This is a genomic window from Streptomyces sp. NPDC001914 (assembly GCF_042891215.1).
Taxonomy (GTDB): domain Bacteria; phylum Actinomycetota; class Actinomycetes; order Streptomycetales; family Streptomycetaceae; genus Streptomyces.
This window is the reverse complement of sequence record NZ_JBIASW010000008.1, coordinates 102,376-116,516: the sequence shown is the minus strand read 5'-3', so window position 1 is coordinate 116,516 and position 14,141 is coordinate 102,376. Positions and strand designations below refer to the sequence as shown.

Sequence of the window (14,141 nt, the reverse complement as noted above, 5' to 3'; positions counted from 1 at the left end):
GGGACGGGGTCGGAGGCGGGCGGTCCGGATCGCGCGGATCAGACGGTCCGCCGCCTGCGCATCGCGACCACCGCACCGGCACCCGCGGCGACGGTCACGGCCGCCGCGGTTCCGAGCATTCCGGCCGGCACCTCCGACCCCGTGGAGGCCAGCGCACCGCCGGCACCGCCCGTCGTGGACCCGGTCGTCCCCGCGCCGCCCGTGGTGCCCGACGACGTACCGGAGCCGCCCGAGCCCGACCCGGAACCGGAGCCGGAGTCCGAGCCGCCGTCCCCGTCCGGGAGCTGGGCGTCGTCGCTCAGCGCCACCGAGAGGCCGACCGGGTCGAGTTCGGCGCCCTCGGCGTAGAAGCCGCCGAACGCCTCCGCGCCGGCCTTGGTGAGCCTGTCGGTCACCCCGTCCAGGGTGATCACGTCGTCCGTCGCCTTCAGGTCGGCGGTGTTCGTGCTCAGGTCCGCGAGGACGACGTCGTCGGAGGTCTCGCCGAGGCTGTCGACGTCGGCGGTCAGCTCGCCGGAGCCGCCGTCGAGCTCCACGGCGAGGTCGCTGAGCGTGAGGTCGAGACCGTAGGCCCCGTTCGACTCGTGGCCCTTGAAGTTGACCGCGCCCTTGAAGGAGGCCGAGAGGGTGTCGGCCTCGGTGTCATAGGTGCCGGTGGCGTCCGGGAAGGTGAAGGCACCGTTGCCGGCGGCCTGCGACGCCCCGCCGGACGCGGTGATCCTCCCGTGGGCGGCGCCGTCCACGACGTACGTACGGAAGGACTGCTTCACGCCCCAGCCGAGGGTGCCGTCCGCTATCTCGCCCTGCGGGGCGGCACCGGTCCCGGAGGCCGAGACGCTCGGGCTCGCGCTTCCCGAGGCCGGGTCCGAGGGCGACGCGGAGGAGGCGGAGGACGACGCGGAGGAGGAGGGCGAGCTGGAGGCGGACGTGGACGCAGTCGGCTCCGGGGACGAGGAATCCGTCGCGGTCGGGCTCGCCGTCGGCGACGGCGTCTGCGTCGCGGCCGACTTCTGCGTCACGGTGAGCGGATCGCCCGCGGCGCCCTCGTAGCCCGCGCTGCCGAGGACGGTCGCCGCCTCCTTCGTCAGCCTGGTCTCCATGTCCGTCATCGTGCGGGTCACGGTGACGTCGGCGAGCGGCACGTCGTTCTGTGTCGTGCCCCCGCTCGTCACATCGGCGGTGATCTCGGCCGCGGCACTGTCGAATCTCACGTCCGAGAGGGTGAGTTCGAAGCCGTGCAGCTTGGAGGCGATCTTCAGACTGCCCGCGAAGCCGAGCCGTACGGCGTGGGTGCCGGAGTCGTACGTCCCGCTGCCGTCGGTGAAGGTGAACGCGCCGTTCCCGGCCGCCTGCGTCGCCCCGTCGGCCGGGGTGAAGGAGCCGGCCGCCATCCCGGTCACGTACGAGCGGTAGGACTGCTTGATGCCCCAGGTCAACTCGTAGTCCTTGAGCGGCGCTTCGGCGGCCGACGCGCTGGTCACGGCGAGGGCGCCGGCCCCCAGGGCGACCGCGACGGCGGCGGCGAGTGCGAGAGGGCGGCGACGAAGGGCGGCCATGATCGTGGGTCTCCTCGGAGGTTCGGGGTGGGTCGGGTTGAGGGATGCGAGACAAGTCGGGCTTGGGGATGCGGGGTTGCGGGATGCGGGACAAGTCGGGCTCGGGGGTGGGGCGTTGCGGGGGGGGCGGGTCAGTCCGTGTGCGCGCGGCGCCTGCGGACGAGCCCGAAGGCGACCGCGGCCGCGAACAGCGCCCCGGCGGCGAGACCGATCGGCAGGGCCGACCCGCCGGCGGGGCCGCCGCTCGCGGTGTTCTCGGTGCGGGGCGCGGCGGCGGCCTTGGTGCCGGGCGTCCGCGACGCGCTCGGCGCGGGCGAGGGGGAGGCGGACCCCCCGAGGTCGGGCAGGGCGGGCAGCCGAGCGCCGTCCGTGAGGGCGATGGAGAGGGTCACCGGGTCCATCGGCGTGCCGGCCCGGTACATCCCGCCGAACGCCTCGGCGCCGCGGGTGGTCAACCTGCTCGGCGCCTCGGTGAGTTGGAGCAGCCCGTCCTCGGGTGTCAGGTCCTTGGCCGTGAAGGTCACGAGCGGGACCCGCTTCCCGGTGAGGTCCGCGCTCGTCACGTCGGCGTAGAGCGTGCCCTTGCCGTCGGCGACGACGACCCGCAGTCCGCCGAGCCGGAGGTCGAGTCCGTGGCGGCCGGTGAAGCGCAGGGTTCCGTCGAATCCGGCCTTCAGGACACGCTTCCTCCTGTCGTACGTGCCCTCGCCCGCGGGGAAGCGGAAGAGCGCGCCACCGTCCTGGGCCCCGGAGGAGAGCGTCCACTTCCCGTCGGCGACGGGCCCGGTGACGTACTCGCGGAAGGTGCGGCGCACACCCCAGTCGACGGCTCCGTCCTCGATCGCGCCCGAGGCCGTCTTCCCGGCCTTCTTCGCCGGGGACGTGGCGGGTGAGGTGGCGGGTGCGGCGGAGGGCCTGGCCGGGGCCGGGACGTCCGCCTCCAGGCTCACCGGGTCGAGCGCCGTGCCCGCCGTGTAGTAGCCGGCGAAGGACCGGGCGCCCTGTGAAGTGAGCGTGGCGGGAAGGTTGTTGAGTTGAACCGCCGTACCGCCGCCCCTCATGTCGATGCCGCCGAGGGACAGCGTGGCGAAGGGCACCGCCGTGGACGTCGTGACCGTCCCGGTGCCCTTCGCCTTGCTGGTGATGTCGACGTAGAGGGTGCCGCCACCGCCGGCGATGCGGACGGTGGGGCGGCTGATCGTGAGGTCGAGTTCGTAGCCGCCGCCGCTCTTGCGGTGCCCGACGAAGTGGACTCCGCCGGAGTAGGCGGCGGCGAAGGAGCCCGTAGCGCCGTCGTAGGAGCCGGTGGCGGAGTGGAAGCGGAACCGGCTCGCGCCGACCGTGGCCGCTCCCCCGGTCAGGGAGTAACTCCCTTTCGCGATGGGCCCGGTGACATAGCTCTGGAAGGACGACTTGATGCCCCAGTCGAGCCGCCCGCCCCGCACGGTGCGGCTCGTCGCGTGCGCTGCCGTGGCGGTGAGCAGAGCCCCCAGCACGGCCACGCAGACCACGGCGGCCGCCAGGGCCCTCGAACGCGCGGTCATGGGTGTCCTCCGGTTTCCGGGGTCCGGAGAACCCCTGGCGACTTAGGTAAGGCTAACCTAAACTATCGACCGGACGTGCTGGAAGAGGACCGAGAGGAACAACGGGACAGTGCAACGCTTGCGCACACGACTGGCGGGGGCGCTGCTGTCGGCGCTCGCCCTCACCCTCGCCCTGACCGGATGCGGGGGCGCCGACGGCCCCGCTCCCGCGGCGGCGACCGGGACGAACGCATCGGACGACACCGACCGCGTCGAACCCCTGACGTCCCCCGGAACGCCCCGACTCCCGGTGACGGTGCGGTCGTTCGACGGAAGGAGGACGACCGTCGAGAAGGCCGACCGGATCGTTCCGCTGTCCGGCAGCCTCAGCGAGATCACCTTCACGCTCGGGCTCGGCGACCGGGTGGTGGCCCGCGACATCACCGCGACCTTCGACCAGGCGACGGAACTGCCCCTCGTCACCCGCAACCACGACGTCTCCGCCGAGAGCGTGCTCTCCCTCCACCCCGACCTCGTCCTCGCCGAGTCCACGACCGGGCCGGACGAGGCCATGAAGCAGATCCGCGACGCAGGCGTCCCCGTCCTCGTCGTCGCCCCGGCGCGGGGCCTCGCCGATGTGGGCACCCGCATCCGGACGGTGGCCGACGCGCTCGGCGTACCGGGGGCGGGAGAGCGGCTGGCCGAGCGGTCGCGGGACCGGATCGCCGCCGTGCGCACGGCGATTCCGGCCCACGCGGACCACCCGCGCGTCGCCTTCCTCTACCTCCGCGGCTCCGCCTCCGTCTACCTCATCGGCGGCCGCGGCTCGGGCGCGACCTCGCTGCTGGAGGCGGCGGGGGCGGTCGACGCGGGCGCCGAGTCGGGTCTGGACAAGGACTTCACCGCCATCACCACCGAGGCGCTCGTCCGGGCCGCGCCCGACGCGATCCTCGTGATGTCCAAGGGACTCGACTCCGTCGGCGGGATCGACGGGCTCGTCAAGATCCCCGGCGTGGCGCAGACGCCGGCCGGCGCGAACCGGCGGGTGGTGTCCATCGAGGACGGGGTGCTCCTCAACTACGGACCCCGCACGGACCAGGTACTGAAGTCGCTCGTACGGCAGTTGTACGGGGCCACCCGATGACCGCCGCCCTCGACCGCCCGACACCCGAATCCCCCGAGGCACCCGGCACACCCGCCGGGCCGGAAGCCGAACCGGACACCGATCCGGCCTCGGAACCGGACACCCGATCCCTCGCCGAGCCGGTCAGCGAACCGGTCACGGGACCCGACCCCGACCCGGCCACCACGCCCGTCAACGGGTCCGGACCCGAACCGGACACCAGGCCCGCCACCGGCCCCGACCCCAAGCCGGACACCGGACCGCTCACCGGACACGGCGTCGGCGGAAGCCCCGCCGCGCCGCCCGTGCGCGGACGGGTGCGGGGCGCGCCCTGGCTCCTGACCGCCGGGCTGCTCGCCGCCCTGCTCGTCCTGGTCCCGGTGGCGGCCGGGCTCGGCGCGTACCCGATCCCCACCGGCGACGTGCTCGCCTCCGTCGCGCACCGCGCCGGTCTCGGGGGCACCGCGCTGGGCCGGGTCCCGGAGTCGGTCCTGTGGGACGTGCGCTTCCCGCGGATCGTGCTCGCGCTGCTCATCGGCGGCTCGCTGGGCTGCGCGGGCGCCCTCATGCAGGGCGTGTTCGGCAACCCGCTGGCCGAACCCGGGGTCATCGGCGTCTCGTCGGGCGCGGCGGTCGGCGCGGTCGCGACCATCGCGCTCGGCCTCGACTTCCTCGGCACCTTCACCGTCCCGGCCGTCGCCTTCGTCACGGGCCTGGCCGCCGTCCTGCTCGTCTACGCCATGTCCCGCTCCGGCGGCCGTACCGAGGTCGTCACGCTGATCCTCACCGGAATCGCCCTCAACGCCTTCACCGGGGCCCTCATCGGACTGTTCCTCTTCTTCGCGGACTCCGCCGCCGTCAGCCAGATCACCTTCTGGCAGCTCGGATCGCTGGCCCAGGCGACCTGGCCGAAGGTCCTCGCGGTCCTGCCCTGCGCCGCGACCGGCCTCGCCCTGGCACCGCTGTACGCCCGCCGGCTCGACCTGCTGGCCCTCGGCGAACGCCCGGCCCGGCACCTGGGCGTCGACGTCGAACGGCTGCGGCTCGTCCTCGTACTGGTCATCGCGCTGCTCACCGCGGCGGCCGTCAGCGTCTCCGGGATCATCGGCTTCATCGGTCTCGTCGTACCGCATCTGCTGCGCATGGCGGCCGGGCCGGGACACCGCTTCCTCATCCCGGGCAGCGCGATCGGCGGCGCCGTGGTGCTGCTCGCGGCCGACCTCGCCGCCCGGACCCTCGCGCAGCCCGCCGAGCTCCCCCTCGGCGTCCTCACCGCCCTGCTGGGCAGCCCGTTCTTCCTGTGGCTGCTGCGCAGGACCCGCCGCAGACAAGGAGGCTGGGCGTGAACCCGACCAGAGGCAACGGCACCGGGCTCCTGCGGCTCCCGCGTGCGGCGCGGCCCGTACCGCCGTCGGCGCCCGCACCCGGCGACGTCCTCGCCGAGGCCGAGGGACTGCGGGTCAGGCTCGGCGGCCGGGAGGTGCTGCGCGGTGTCGACGTCACCGCCCGCGCGGGCGAGGTGCTCGCGCTGGTGGGGCCCAACGGGGCCGGAAAGTCGACCCTCCTGGCCGCGCTGGCGGCCGACCTGCCCGCCGCGGAAGGGGTCGTACGGCTCCACGGGCGCCCCGTGCGGGACTGGTCCCCGACCGAACTCGCCCTGCGGCGGGCGGTACTTCCCCAGGCGGCGACGCTCTCCTTCCCGTTCACCGTGGAGGAGGTCGTCCGGATGGGGCGGGCGCCCTGGGCCCGCACGCGGCGGGACGACGACGCGGCGGTCGGCGCGGCCATGGCCGCCACCGAGGTCACGGCCTTCGCCACGCGCCCGTTCGGCGCGCTCAGCGGCGGGGAGCGCGCCCGGGTGGCGCTCGCCCGGGTGCTGGCGCAGCGCGCGCCGCTGCTGCTGCTCGACGAACCGACCGCCGCACTCGACCTGCGGCACCAGGAGTTGGTGCTGCGGGTGTGCCGGGAAAGGGCGCACGCCGGTGACGCGGTGGTCGTGGTGCTGCACGATCTGGGCCTGGCGGCGGCCTACGCGCACCGGGTCGCGATGCTGTGCGCCGGTCGTGTCGCGGCCGACGGCCGGCCCCTGGAGGTCTTCACCGACGGGTTGTTGACGGAGGTCTACCGGCAGCCGGTCGAGGTGTTCCCGCACCCCAGGACCGGCGAAGCGGTCATCACCCCGAAACGCGACGAACCACCTTCCTTGACCCTCTCTTGACCTTCCCATGGGGTCCGTTTTGAGTCGCCGTGATCAAGCCGTTCCTGTACGGCTGCTGTGAGAGGTGAATCACCGCATGGGTGGGTATCAGTCAGGCAAGCCTCAGATAAGTTAGGCCAGCCTCACCATGCCGAACGGGCCCCGCCGTGCGGCTTGTCCGACTTCTCTTGGAGCCTGCATGCGAGCCGTCCGACTGTCCGTTGTCACCGCTGCCGCCACCGCGGCCGCTCTGGCCGCCGTCACGGGTTGCACCCAGAAGAGCGACGCGAAGAACGGCGACGCGATCCAGGTGACCGCCGCGGACTCGAAGTGCGACACCTCCGCCAAGACGGTGCCGGCCGGCCAGGTCACCCTGAAGATCGAGAACAAGGGGTCCCAGGCCACCGAGGTCGAGATCGTCTTCCCCGACGACCGGATCGTCTCGGAGAAGGAGAACATCGGCCCGGGCACCAAGTACACGCTCACCGCCGAGGTGAAGGCCGGTTCGTACGAGATCGCCTGCCGTCCGGGGATGAAGGGCCACGGCGTCCGCCAGAAGCTCACCGTGACCGGCGGCAAGGTCGCCAAGCGCGACCCGCGCCTCGACAAGGCCGTCGCCGCCTACCGCGAGTACGCCCAGGAGCAGGCCGACGCCACGCTGCCGAAGGCCGAGGCGTTCGCCAAGGCGATCAAGGCCGGGGACATCGAGGCCGCGAAGAAGGAGTTCGCCACCTCGCGCCTCGGCTGGGAGCGCACCGAGCCCGTCGCCGAGTCCTTCGGTGACATCGACCCGAAGGTCGACGTGCGCGAGGACGGCCTGGAGGACGGCCAGGACCCGGCCACGGACTGGACCGGCTGGCACCGCCTGGAGAAGTCCCTCTGGAAGGACAAGAAGATCGGCGACCGCGAGAAGCAGCTCGCCGACCAGCTCGTCACCGACCTGACCGACTGGCAGAAGCGCGTCGGCAAGGCCGAGATCACCCCGACCTCCATGGCCAACGGCGCCAAGGAACTGCTCGACGAGGTCGCCAGCGGCAAGGTCACCGGCGAGGAGGACCGTTACTCGCACACCGACCTCAGCGACTTCAAGGGCAACGTCGAGGGTGCGCAGAAGGCGTACGACCTGCTCAAGCCGGTCGCCACGGAGAACGACGCGGCGCTGACGACGGAGCTCGACAAGCAGTTCGCCGCGCTGAACACGCTGCTCGACAAGTACCGCGCGGACAAGACCTCGTACGACTTCACCTCGTACGACAAGGTCGGCGAGGCCGACCGCAAGGAGCTCTCGGACGCGGTCAACGCGCTCGCCGAGCCCCTGTCCAAGCTCGCCGCCGCCGTCGTGAAGTAGGAGCAGCGCCATGACGGACACCCAGAACAGCACGAACGGTACGAGCGGCGCCGACGCGGCCGGGGCCGCGCCCGCCGGTTCCGCGCCGACCCGGCGTTCCCTGATCGGCTGGGGCGGTGCCGGGCTCGCGCTCGGCGCCGCCGCGGCCGGGGGTGCCGTCGCCATGACCCGCGTCGGCAACGACGTCGAACCGGCCGGCGCCGACACCGGTGCCGCCGTCCCCTTCCACGGCCCGCATCAGGCCGGCATCGCGACGGCGGTGCAGGACCGGCTGCACTTCGCCGCGTTCGACGTGAAGACCGACGACCGCGCCGCGTTCGTCCAGCTCCTCAAGGACTGGACGCAGGCCGCCGCCCGGATGACCGCCGGACACACGGTCGGCGAGGGCGCGTACGGCGGTCTCGCCGAGGCTCCGCCGGACGACACCGGTGAGGCCCTCGGCCTCAAGCCGTCCCGGCTGACGCTGACCATCGGCTTCGGCCCCTCACTGTTCGAGAAGTTCGGCCTGTCGGACCGGCGGCCGGAGGCGCTCGTCGACCTGCCCGCGTTCTCCGGCGACAACCTGGACAAGGCCCGCAGCGACGGCGACCTGTGCATCCAGGCCTGCGCGGACGACCCGCAGGTGGCGGTGCACGCCATCCGCAACCTGGCCCGCATCGGCTTCGGCAAGGTCGCCATCCGCTGGTCGCAGCTCGGCTTCGGCAAGACGTCGTCGACGACCCCGGACGCGCAGACCCCGCGCAACCTGATGGGCTTCAAGGACGGCACCCGCAACATCGCGGGCACCGAGACCGCGCGGCTCGAGAAGTTCGTGTGGGCCGACGAGAAGGACAACGACGCGAACGCCGCCTGGATGACCGGCGGTTCCTACCTCGTCGCCCGGCGCATCCGGATGAACATCGAGACCTGGGACCGTACGCCGCTCCAGGAGCAGGAGGACATCTTCGGCCGCGACAAGGGCGAGGGCGCCCCGGTCGGCAAGGCCAAGGAGCACGACAAGCCGTTCCTGAAGGCGATGAAGCCCGACGCGCACGTCCGGCTCGCGCACCCCGAGTCCAACGACGGGGTGACGATCCTGCGCCGCGGCTACTCCTTCACGGACGGCACCGACGGTCTCGGCCGCCTCGAAGCGGGCCTGTTCTTCCTCGCCTACCAGCGGGACGTGCGCAAGGGGTTCATCCCCCTGCAGCGCAACCTGTCACGCTCCGACGCGCTCAACGAGTACATCCAGCACGTGAGTTCGGCGGTCTTCGCCGTTCCGCCCGGCGTCCGCGACAAGGACGACTGGTGGGGCCGCGCGCTGTTCTCCAAGGAGGCGTAGCCGTGTTCAGCAACTACCTGATCGGCCTGCGCGAGGGCCTGGAGGCCAGCCTCGTCGTCTGCATCCTCATCGCCTACCTGGTGAAGACGGAGCGCAGGGACGCCCTGAAGCCGATCTGGGCCGGTATCGGCGTCGCGATCACCGTGGCGCTCGCCTTCGGCTGCGCGCTGGAGTTCGGCTCCCAGGAGATGACGTTCCAGGCCCAGGAGGCGCTCGGCGGTTCGCTGTCGATCCTCGCCGTGGGCCTGGTGACGTGGATGGTCTTCTGGATGCGGCGCACCGCCCGGCATCTGAAGTCCGAACTGCACGGCAGGCTGGACGCGGCGCTCGCCATGGGCACCGGCGCGCTGGTGGCGACCGCGTTCCTGGCGGTCGGCCGCGAGGGCCTGGAGACCGCCCTGTTCGTATGGGCGTCGGTGCACGCGGCCAGCGACGGCACACCCCGCCCGCTGATCGGCGTGGCGCTGGGCCTGGCCACCGCGGTCCTGCTCGGCTGGCTGTTCTACCGCGGCGCGCTGAGGATCAACCTCGCCAAGTTCTTCACCTGGACCGGCGGCATGCTGGTCGTCGTCGCCGCGGGCGTGCTCGCGTACGGCGTCCACGACCTCCAGGAGGCCGACTTCGTCCCGGGCCTGACGAACCTGGCGTTCGACATCAGCGGCACGATCGAGCCGACGAGCTGGTACGGCACCCTGCTGAAGGGCGTCTTCAACTTCCAGCCCGACCCGACGGTTCTTCAGGTCACGGTGTGGGCGCTGTACTTGGTCCCGACGCTCACGATCTTCTTCGCCCCGGTAGGGTTCGCCTCCGGGAAGAAGAAGGTGAAGGCACCTGATGAGCAGGGATCGCACGGGTCGCAGCCCTCGAAGGCCTCGTAGTCTCGGCCGTCTCGGCCTGGCGGACGGCCGTCTCGGCCGTCTCGCCCTGGCGGCGACGGTGACCGCGCTGTTGGCGTCGGCGAGCGGCTGCGTGGTGGTGCACGGCGAGCGGGAGGTCGTCCCGGCCACGACCCGCGCCGAAGCCGCCCGCGCTCTGCGGGAGTTCACCGACGCCTACAACAAGGCGGACGCGACGTACGACCGTTCGAAGGACGCGGACCGGGTGACCGGTCCGCTCGCGGCCATCGACGGCGCCAAGCTGAAGGCCGGACATGCCGCCAAACCGGCCGGCAATCCCACGCATTCGGCGCTGGAGTTCGACGACGCCGAGTTCTCCATCCCCGCGAAGGCGGGCTGGCCGCGCTGGTTCGTCGCGAACGCGACCGCCAACAAGGGCCTGTCGGGCAGCCGCTGGCTGCTCGTCTTCACCCGGGACAACGCCCGCGAGAAGTGGCAGGCCTCGTATCTGACCGTCCTCGGGGCCGGTGACGTACCGGAGTTCGCGAAGGACGGGAGCGGCTGGGCGCGGCCCGTCGCCGCCGACGACGCGGCGCTCGCCGTCGAGCCGCGCAAGCTCGGCCGGTCGTACGCGACCTATCTGAAGGACGGCGGCGACACCTTCGCCGAGGGCGTCCACACCTCGCAGTGGCGGGCCCAGCGCGAGAAGTTCGCCAGCCGTCCCGGCCTCGCCCGGCAGTACATCGACCAGCCGCTGACCTCGGGCGACTACGCGCCGGTGGGGCTGCGCACCGCGGACGGCGGGGCGCTGGTCTTCTTCGCCACGCACCGCTTCGAGAAGGAGACCGCCGCGGCGGGCACCGAGATCCCCTCCCCCAGCGCGGAGGTCCAGGCCCTGACGACCGGTGAGATCAACCAGTCCCTGACCCTGGAGTTCGTCTCCAACCAGGTCGTCCTGGACCCGCCGAAGGGCTCGGGCCGGGGGCAGGTGTCCGTCCTCGGACGGGTCGAGGGGCTGACGGGCGCCAAGGGCGAATAGCCCGGGGCCACGCCCGCGCCCCGGGCGGAACCCGGGTCTCCGGCGCCGGTGGGTCTTCGCTCCCGGCGGTGCCCGGCGCCGGGCGGGTGCTCAGCCCCGGTGGGGCCAGGCGGCGAGCTGGTCCGCGCCGTTCTCCCCCGCGTAGCGGGCGCATTCGTCGGTCAGGATCTCCAGGAGCGTGAGCGGGTCCGGCAGCGGATGCTCGGGTCCGCGCACCCAGTCGACGCTCAGACCGCCGGGGAGCTGGGCCGGCGGCACGAGGACGTACGAGCCGCGGCAGTGCCAGCGGAAGCCGGGGTGCTCGTCCATCGTCTCGGGGTGGCAGTCCAGCTCGCAGGGCCACCACTCGTCCTCGTCCTCGGGCGTCCCGCGGGTGAGGGTGAAGAAGAGCATGCGGCCGTCGCCGGTCTCCGCGACGGGCCCGACCTCGATGTCCGAGGCCAGCAGCCGCTCCAGCGCCTCGCGGCCCGCGTCCAGGGGGACGTCCAGGACGTCGTGCACCATGCCGGTCGCGGTGATGAAGTTCGCCTTCGGCTGGTGCCTGGCCCAGCGCTCGATCTGGGCGCGGTCGGTCGTCGACTGCGTCTGCCAGGCGAAGGAGACGGGGTGGCGCGCGGGGGTGGGACAGCCGACGCGGTCACAGGAACAGCGGTAGCCGGAGGGGTACGCGGCCTGCGCGAGCGGCAGCCCCGCGGCGGCGGCGGCGAGCAGCAGGGCTTCTCGGCCGTCGGCGGATGTCTCGGCCGGGGCATCGGGCCGGCCTCCGCGCAGCCACTTCGAGAACCTGTCCCACGCGCCGGAGCGGCGGCCGAACTCTGCGCTCATCTATCCCCTCGCCTGCCTCGCCGTTGTGCGACTCGTCCTCGCCCATCGTCCCACCATCCTGGGCTCCGGGTGGCCGGAGCCGACAACCGGGGTAGGTGGGGCGATGCGTCCACCAGGCCCTGATCAGGTGTTATTGCATGATTAGGGATGATTTCGCGGGCGCTGGGCGGAGGACGGGCCCGTGCGGGGAGTAGCCGGCCGGTCCGTCCGCGTAGTCGTACGAGACCGATGCCACTCGCCTGCCACTCGCCGCGAAGACGCGCCGCGGGTCGGCGGACTCGTGCCGCGCGCGCACCAGTGCTCCTCACCGTCCTCGGGCCGGAGCGGGGCGGATCCGGTGGACACCACCCGCACGCCTCCCGCTCCCGGGGCCGGGCGCACCGCACCATGAGCATCAACTGCCCCTGCGGTTGCGTAAGGAGCCTTCCTTGCACCCTCTTCGCCGCGCCACGCCCCGGCGCTACCTCATGTGCCCACCGGTGCACTTCGACGTCACGTACGCGATCAATCCGTGGATGAACCCCGCCAAGCCCGTCGACGTGCCGCTCGCCCTCGCCCAGTGGGAGGACCTGCGGGACCGCTACCGCTCCCTCGGCCACTCGGTCGAGGAACTCGCCCCGCGTCCGGGCCTGCCGGACATGGTCTTCGCCGCGAACGGCGCCACGGTCGTGGACGGCCGGGTGCTGGGCGCCCGGTTCGCCTACCCGCAGCGCGAGGCGGAGGCGGCGGCGCACCTGGAGTGGTTCCGCTCCCGCGGCCACGGGCGCATCCGCGAGCCGGAGCACGTCAACGAGGGAGAGGGCGACTTCGTCGTCACCGGGTCCTGGCTGCTCGCGGGCCGGGGCTTTCGCGCGAGCCCGCTCTCGCACGGGGAGGCGCAGGAGTTCCTCGGCCGCCCGGTGATCGGCCTGGACCTGGTCGACCCCCGCTACTACCACCTGGACACGGCGCTCGCCGTCCTCGACGACGCCACCGACGAGATCATGTACTACCCGCCCGCGTTCTCCCCCGGCAGCCGCGAGGTGCTGCGCCGGCTGTTCCCGGACGCGCTGACCGCCACGCCGGAGGACGCCGCGGCCCTGGGCCTCAACGCCGTCTCGGACGGTCTGCACGTGCTGCTGCCGCAGGAGGCGGCGGGCCTGTTCGACCCGCTCCGGGAACGCGGCTTCGTCCCCGTCGGCGTCGACCTCGGCGAACTCCTCAAGGGCGGCGGCAGCGTGAAGTGCTGCACGCAGGAACTGCGCGGCCTTCCCGGGACCCCGGGGTGACCCGGAATCCGAAGACGCGGCCGGGTGATCCGGGACCCGAAGGTGCCCCCGGGACGACCTAGGAGGCGTCCTCCGGCGGCGGCCAGGCGTCGCCCCACTCGGCGTCGCGGGCCGCCTTGTACAGCGGTCCGTGGCGCTTGGTCACCGTCTCCCGGCGCAGCGCCTCGTCCGGCTCGCACAGGTCGAGCAGGACCTGGCCCTTGCGGATCTGCGGCTTGCGCACGACGCGCGAGGTCGCGGGCTCCGGGGGGAAGCGGGTCGCGGCGACATAGCTGAACTTCTCGTCCTCGTACGCCAGGGAGCCGCCCTTGACCTGGCGGTGCAGCGAGGAACGGGCCACCCGCGCGGAGAAGTGGCACCAGTCCTGGCCGGGGACGATGGGGCAGGCGGCGCTGTGCGGGCAGGGCGCGGCGACGTGGAAGCCGGCGCCGATCAGGCGTTCGCGGGCGGCGAGGACCCGGGTGTAGCCGTCCGGGGTGCCGGGCTCGATGATCACGACGGCCTGGGCGGCGCCCGCGGCCGCGTCCACGACCGAGGCGCGGTCGTCCTCGGTGAGCTCGCCGAGGACGTAGGAGACGGTGACGAGATCAGTGCTCTCGATGGTGAGCGCCGCTCCGATACGAGAGCGCTGCCACGCCGCGCCCTCCAGTTCCGGGTTGGCGGCGGCGATCTCCCGGCCGAGCGCGAGAGCCGGCTCGGCCCAGTCGAGCACCGTCACCGGGCGGACGCCCTCCCAGGTGGCGTTCACCGCCCAGGTCGCCGCGCCCGTACCGCCGCCGACGTCCACATGGCTTCCCGGTACCCAGCCGGGCGTCGCGTCCGCGAACGCCTCCAGTGCCGCGCACACCGCCTCGAACGTCGCGGGCATCCGGTACGCGGCGTACGCGGCCACGTCCGAGCGGTCCCGCAGGACCGGCGTGTGGGTCGGGGTGGTGCCCCGGTAGTTCGCGATCAGCCGCTCGACCGCCTGCGCGGCGGTCTTCGGCGGCAGGCCGTCGAGCAGTCCGGCGAGGGCGCTGCGCAGGATGTCGGCGGAGGGTACGGGGGCGTTCACGGCCCGATTCTCTCAGGTGCCGTGCGTCCCCCGTACCGGCCGGGCGCCAGC

12 protein-coding genes are annotated in these 14,141 nt (G+C 72.9%); 8 read left to right on the top strand and 4 right to left on the bottom strand.

The genetic code is table 11. The annotated features are described in order from the left end of the window. Positions 1-38 precede the first annotated feature (38 nt). Positions 39-1,556 (bottom strand): HtaA domain-containing protein, encoded by a 1,518-nt coding sequence (locus tag ACFYYF_RS23265; protein ID WP_388778690.1) that lies wholly within the window; start codon positions 1,554-1,556, stop codon positions 39-41. Positions 1,557-1,687: 131 nt separating this feature from the next. Continuing rightward, positions 1,688-3,100: an HtaA domain-containing protein gene (locus tag ACFYYF_RS23260; RefSeq protein ID WP_388778687.1), complete on the bottom strand. Its 1,413-nt coding sequence runs from the start codon at positions 3,098-3,100 to the stop codon at positions 1,688-1,690. A gap of 118 nt (positions 3,101-3,218) precedes the next feature. On the opposite strand from ACFYYF_RS23260, the gene ACFYYF_RS23255 reads away from it, so the two are divergent. The 7 genes from ACFYYF_RS23255 to ACFYYF_RS23225 all read left to right on the top strand — a co-directional run bounded on the left by ACFYYF_RS23255 (position 3,219) and on the right by ACFYYF_RS23225 (position 10,943). Beyond that, positions 3,219-4,223 carry a hemin ABC transporter substrate-binding protein gene (locus tag ACFYYF_RS23255; RefSeq protein ID WP_388778685.1) on the top strand — a complete coding sequence of 335 codons (1,005 nt, stop codon included), beginning with the start codon at positions 3,219-3,221 and terminating at the stop codon, positions 4,221-4,223. A gap of 284 nt (positions 4,224-4,507) precedes the next feature. Next, positions 4,508-5,548: a FecCD family ABC transporter permease gene (locus tag ACFYYF_RS23250; RefSeq protein ID WP_388779189.1), complete on the top strand. Its 1,041-nt coding sequence runs from the start codon at positions 4,508-4,510 to the stop codon at positions 5,546-5,548. After that, positions 5,545-6,420 (top strand): heme ABC transporter ATP-binding protein, encoded by an 876-nt coding sequence (locus ACFYYF_RS23245; protein WP_388778682.1) that lies wholly within the window; start codon positions 5,545-5,547, stop codon positions 6,418-6,420. The genes ACFYYF_RS23250 and ACFYYF_RS23245 overlap by 4 nt, the downstream gene beginning before the upstream one ends. Positions 6,421-6,598: 178 nt before the next feature. Continuing rightward, positions 6,599-7,747 carry an iron uptake system protein EfeO gene (gene efeO, locus ACFYYF_RS23240; RefSeq protein ID WP_388778680.1) on the top strand — a complete coding sequence of 383 codons (1,149 nt, stop codon included), beginning with the start codon at positions 6,599-6,601 and terminating at the stop codon, positions 7,745-7,747. A 10-nt stretch (positions 7,748-7,757) separates the two neighbouring features. Next, a complete protein-coding gene (efeB, locus tag ACFYYF_RS23235; protein ID WP_361678142.1) occupies positions 7,758-9,068 on the top strand; it encodes an iron uptake transporter deferrochelatase/peroxidase subunit in 1,311 nt (436 codons plus the stop codon). A gap of 2 nt (positions 9,069-9,070) precedes the next feature. Beyond that, positions 9,071-9,946 carry an iron uptake transporter permease EfeU gene (gene efeU, locus ACFYYF_RS23230; protein WP_361678139.1) on the top strand — a complete coding sequence of 292 codons (876 nt, stop codon included), beginning with the start codon at positions 9,071-9,073 and terminating at the stop codon, positions 9,944-9,946. Beyond that, positions 9,903-10,943, top strand: a complete 1,041-nt coding sequence (locus ACFYYF_RS23225) for a hypothetical protein (RefSeq protein ID WP_388778677.1) — start codon at positions 9,903-9,905, stop codon at positions 10,941-10,943. Before efeU ends, ACFYYF_RS23225 begins: the two co-directional genes overlap by 44 nt. A 90-nt stretch (positions 10,944-11,033) precedes the next feature. On the opposite strand, the gene ACFYYF_RS23220 is transcribed toward ACFYYF_RS23225, so the two are convergent. Continuing rightward, positions 11,034-11,768: a bifunctional DNA primase/polymerase gene (locus tag ACFYYF_RS23220; RefSeq protein WP_388778674.1), complete on the bottom strand. Its 735-nt coding sequence runs from the start codon at positions 11,766-11,768 to the stop codon at positions 11,034-11,036. A 428-nt stretch (positions 11,769-12,196) separates the two neighbouring features. Here ACFYYF_RS23220 and ddaH point away from each other — a divergent pair, with 428 nt between their 5' ends. Continuing rightward, positions 12,197-13,036, top strand: coding sequence for a dimethylargininase (ddaH, locus tag ACFYYF_RS23215; RefSeq protein ID WP_388778672.1), 840 nt, complete (start codon positions 12,197-12,199; stop codon positions 13,034-13,036). Positions 13,037-13,094: 58 nt separating this feature from the next. Here ddaH and ACFYYF_RS23210 read toward each other — a convergent pair whose 3' ends face one another. Next, positions 13,095-14,090 carry a small ribosomal subunit Rsm22 family protein gene (locus tag ACFYYF_RS23210; protein WP_388778669.1) on the bottom strand — a complete coding sequence of 332 codons (996 nt, stop codon included), beginning with the start codon at positions 14,088-14,090 and terminating at the stop codon, positions 13,095-13,097. Between the last annotated feature and the right edge of the window lie 51 nt (positions 14,091-14,141).

What these genes read in the sequence shown, in the direction of transcription:
- ACFYYF_RS23265 (WP_388778690.1), bottom strand. Translation starts at nt 1,556, where the DNA reads ATGGCCGCCCTTCGTCGCCGCCCTCTCGCACTCGCCGCCGCCGTCGCG.
- ACFYYF_RS23260 (WP_388778687.1), bottom strand. Translation starts at nt 3,100, where the DNA reads ATGACCGCGCGTTCGAGGGCCCTGGCGGCCGCCGTGGTCTGCGTGGCC.
- efeO (WP_388778680.1), top strand. Translation starts at nt 6,599, where the DNA reads ATGCGAGCCGTCCGACTGTCCGTTGTCACCGCTGCCGCCACCGCGGCC.
- efeB (WP_361678142.1), top strand. Translation starts at nt 7,758, where the DNA reads ATGACGGACACCCAGAACAGCACGAACGGTACGAGCGGCGCCGACGCG.
- ACFYYF_RS23225 (WP_388778677.1), top strand. Translation starts at nt 9,903, where the DNA reads ATGAGCAGGGATCGCACGGGTCGCAGCCCTCGAAGGCCTCGTAGTCTC.
- ACFYYF_RS23220 (WP_388778674.1), bottom strand. Translation starts at nt 11,768, where the DNA reads ATGAGCGCAGAGTTCGGCCGCCGCTCCGGCGCGTGGGACAGGTTCTCG.